The 3898-nt window shown below is 47.7% G+C and carries 4 protein-coding genes; 2 read left to right on the plus strand and 2 right to left on the minus strand.

Annotated elements, in window-relative coordinates; translation table 11 throughout:
* Positions 1-401 precede the first annotated feature (401 nt).
* Positions 402-683, plus strand: coding sequence for a hypothetical protein (locus Q0R35_RS13435; RefSeq protein ID WP_295619024.1), 282 nt, complete (start codon positions 402-404; stop codon positions 681-683).
* Positions 684-867: 184 nt separating this feature from the next.
* A complete protein-coding gene (locus Q0R35_RS13440; RefSeq protein WP_295619030.1) occupies positions 868-2376 on the plus strand; it encodes a UbiD family decarboxylase in 1509 nt (502 codons plus the stop codon).
* A 132-nt stretch (positions 2377-2508) separates the two neighbouring features.
* On the opposite strand, the gene Q0R35_RS13445 is transcribed toward Q0R35_RS13440, so the two are convergent.
* Positions 2509-3081: an SH3 domain-containing protein gene (locus Q0R35_RS13445; RefSeq protein WP_295619027.1), complete on the minus strand. Its 573-nt coding sequence runs from the start codon at positions 3079-3081 to the stop codon at positions 2509-2511.
* A 121-nt stretch (positions 3082-3202) separates the two neighbouring features.
* Positions 3203-3853, minus strand: a complete 651-nt coding sequence (locus Q0R35_RS13450; RefSeq protein WP_295619033.1) for an AAA family ATPase — start codon at positions 3851-3853, stop codon at positions 3203-3205.
* Positions 3854-3898 lie beyond the last annotated feature (45 nt).

A 3898-nucleotide genomic window follows, 5' to 3' on the forward strand; every position in this document is an offset into this window, starting at 1 on the left:
TTCGATTACTCTCTCATAAATTGGGGGGTTGTTAGTATTCCTTACTTAATTGTAACGATCTGCCAGCCATCTCGTTAATATTAGTTTGCACGCATGGCAGCCATAGATAGCGAATGGAAAAGGGGAAGGCGTAAGGACTCAAGGAGCATAGTTACACGGAGCGATGTTCATTTACCCGATCGCAATCGCAGGAGTCAGTCGGGGAGATCGATCCGGTAAATACTAGATCTGGGCTAGGTTTGGCGCACCATACATAGATTTTTAGGCGATCGTCAAAAAGTTTAATGATATTTTAAGATTTCTCACAGATTCAGCCGATCGACAGCTTCCTAATTTATGATAAATGGATGCGTTAAATCTAGCGCGTTCTTTAAGCCATCAGGCGGGTGAGGTTTACGATCGTGTCATCAAACTTCTTACGTTCACTATCTCTGGCTACAGTTTTGAGTTTTTTCGCGCCGATTTCGATCGTTGCCGGATCGTTGACGGGCACTTGGCTACTAACATGTATTCCCGGTATCGGAACGATCGGGCAGATCGCGACTAATATGTTACTGGATTTTCTCTACACCTTTGGCGGCGGCTGCCCCTTTCAAGGCATGTTAACCATTGCCATCGTCTGCGGCTTCGTCGGCGCACTCTTTGATACCTACGCCTTCTACAGCTTTCGGACTCAGAAATAGGAATTAGGTATTAAGCTTTAGGTACTAGGTATTAGGTATTAGGCTTTAGGCTTTAGGCTTTAGGAGTAATTGCACACCTACTTCTTACTTCTTACTTCTTACTCCTTACTTCTTACTCCTCACTCCCAACCCCCACCCCTCATCTCCTATACAATAGAGACATAACTTTACATTGGGCGATCGCATGGCGGCGGACTTCAGAGAATTTTTAAAAGTACTCGAACAGCGGGGACAACTGCGACGAATTAAGACACTCGTAGACTCCGACTTAGAGATTGCCGAAATTTCCAATCGGATGTTGCAATGTGGCGGCCCTGGCTTATTATTTGAGAACGTCAAAGGAGCCAAATATCCGGTAGCCGTAAATATTATGGGTACCGTCGAGCGGATCTGCTGGGCGATGAATATGGAGAAACCCCAAGAACTAGAAGATCTGGGGCGTAAATTAGCGATGCTCCAGCAGCCCAAACCACCCAAAAAAGTCGCACAAGCCGTCGAATTTGGCAAAGTATTATTCGATGTCCTGAAAGCCAAACCCAGCCGAGATTACTTCCCACCCTGTCAACAGATTGTAGTTGAAGGAAATGACCTAGACTTAAATAGCCTGCCCTTAATCCGCCCTTATACTGGCGATGCGGGCAAGATCGTCACACTGGGACTGGTGATTACTAAAGATTGTGAAACTGGTACGCCGAATATTGGGGTCTACCGACTTCAGTTGCAATCTAAAAATACGATGACCGTCCAGTGGTTATCCATCCGTGGGGGTGCGCGTCATCTCCGCAAAGCTGCCGAACGGGGTAAAAAACTAGAAATTGCGATCGCACTAGGCGTACATCCGCTGATCATTATGGCAGCGGCGACCCCAATTCCGATCGATTTATCCGAGTGGTTATTTGCCGGGATCTATGGCGGCGGTGGTGTCAAACTAGCAAAATGTAAAACGGTCGATCTTGAAGTCCCCGCCGATTCAGAATTCGTGCTGGAAGGGACGATTACGCCCGGTGAAGAAATGGTCGATGGGCCATTTGGCGATCACATGGGTTACTACAACCAATCCAAATCATGCCCGTTGATTCGGTTCAACTGCATGACTCATCGCAAAGACCCCATTTATCTGACTACTTTCAGCGGTCGTCCGCCTAAGGAAGAAGCAATGATGGCGATCGCACTCAACCGAATTTATACACCAATTCTACGCCAACAGGTACCAGAAATTGTAGACTTTTTCTTACCGATGGAGGCATTGAGCTACAAAGCGGCGATAATTTCGATCGATAAAGCGTATCCCGGACAAGCCAGACGCGCAGCACTCGCCTTCTGGAGTGCTTTACCCCAATTTACTTATACCAAATTTGTCATCGTCGTCGATAAGGATATCAATATCCGCGATCCGCGCCAAGTTGTCTGGGCGGTTAGTTCTAAAGTCGATCCGCAGCGCGATGTATTTATCATTCCCGATACCCCATTTGATAAACTCGATTTTGCCACCCCAAAAGTCGGATTGGGAAGCCGAATGGGTATCGATGCGACAACCAAAGTTTATCCAGAAACCGAATCTGAATGGGGCGAACAGTTGGAATCAGATCCAGCAATTGCGGCGATGGTAGACAGACGTTGGCGCGAGTATGGTTTGGCAGATATCAATCTGGATGAAGTTAATGCCAACTTGTTTGGTTATGACATGAAATAGTGGTTAACGTAAGTGCGGGGTAAGAAGTGCCTGGAGACTGGAAATCGGTGGCGGTGCCAGAGCGGAGCAAATCTCCTTACTTCTTACTTCTTACTTCTTACTCCCTACTCCTTACTCCTTACTCCCATCTCCCTAATTCTCATCAGTATTGGTTTGAATGCGGGGTCTATTTCTGACTCTGTTTCTATTTCTAGCTCTCGGTTCTGGGGGTGCAGCTTGCGCTGGTGCATCAACGGCGGCGGCTTTAGATTTATCGATATTACCTGCTTTTACCCAGCCTTGAGCGTTATCGACTTGCGATCGAATTAATACCCACTGTTTATCATCGCTGGTTTTGACGATCGCCACTGGAGCATTAAATACTACGCTCCCAACTTTTTCGGCACCAGGAACGGGTTCTTTCTTGAGCGATAGTCCATCTTTCCAGACTACTTTAGCATCGTAAGCTTCAGGCGGGAGCTGGTCGGGATTTTGCGGAGCTTTAGCGACTGCTGGTGACTTAGTTGCTACAGGCAATTTGGGTTTGGGTTTAGCAGCTAACGATTTACCCCCATCGCGCTCTTCGGCAAATATGGGCTTGGGCGCACGGGTACTCATTTGAGTGATGAAGAAGTAATAACCTGCGCCACCTAATACTCCCAGCAATCCGATTAATCCGATCGTCATGCCAATGATTAATTGTAGCGATTTAAGGGCGAAGTTCATACGTTAGGTATTAGGTATTGGGTATTAGGCTTTAGGGGTAAGAGAAGATGTTTTATTTGGCTAGGGATGAAAGAGACGTTTGCTACCTAAAGGCTAAAACCTAAAGCCCAAAACCTAAAGCCTAAAGCCTAGCCTGTCTCGATGCTAATCTGGCTTTGCCAGAATTCGCCCAGTCTTGAAGGAATTGAATTTGGGCTTGGGCGGTGACTGCGAGGGGAATCATTTGACTGGCTGATTCTAGAATATCATCAGTGGTGAAATCGCGGTTTTGACTGAAGCCGATATGCATGGCTTCGACGAGAGTTTGTTCGATTTCGGCACCAGAAAAATCGGGGGTTTCGTAGGCTAATCGATCGAGATCGTACTGGGCGAGGTTATGGGGGCGGAGCTTGGTAAGATGGACGTTGAAAATGGCGCGACGTTCCGCTCTAGTTGGTAAGCCGACGAAGAAGATCTCGTCGAATCTGCCTTTGCGGAGCATTTCGGCGGGGAGCGCATCGATATTATTTGCCGTCGCGACGACAAAAACGGGTGAAGTTTTCTCAGTCAGCCAAGTAATAAACGTCCCGAATACCCGACTCGATGTACCTGCATCGCCTTTACCATCGATACCCGCAAAAGCCTTATCGATTTCATCGATCCATAATACGCAGGGAGACAGAGCTTCGGCAAGCTGAATCATTTGCCGCGTGCGAGATTCTGACTTTCCTCGTCGATCCGTTGAACGCGAGCCAGCCCACGCAACGCATAAGCGTGGACAACTCCGGCGCACAATTTGCGGGAGACAGTTGCTAGCCGAAACTGTCGGCGGACGGTA

Origin of the sequence: Chamaesiphon sp. GL140_3_metabinner_50, from assembly GCF_025361915.1 — a bacterium.
Lineage (GTDB): Bacteria > Cyanobacteriota > Cyanobacteriia > Cyanobacteriales > Chamaesiphonaceae > Chamaesiphon.

Coding starts and splice junctions, on each gene's coding strand:
- Q0R35_RS13440 (WP_295619030.1), top strand. CDS start 868: ATGGCGGCGGACTTCAGAGAATTTTTAAAAGTACTCGAACAGCGGGGA.
- Q0R35_RS13445 (WP_295619027.1), bottom strand. CDS start 3,081: ATGAACTTCGCCCTTAAATCGCTACAATTAATCATTGGCATGACGATC.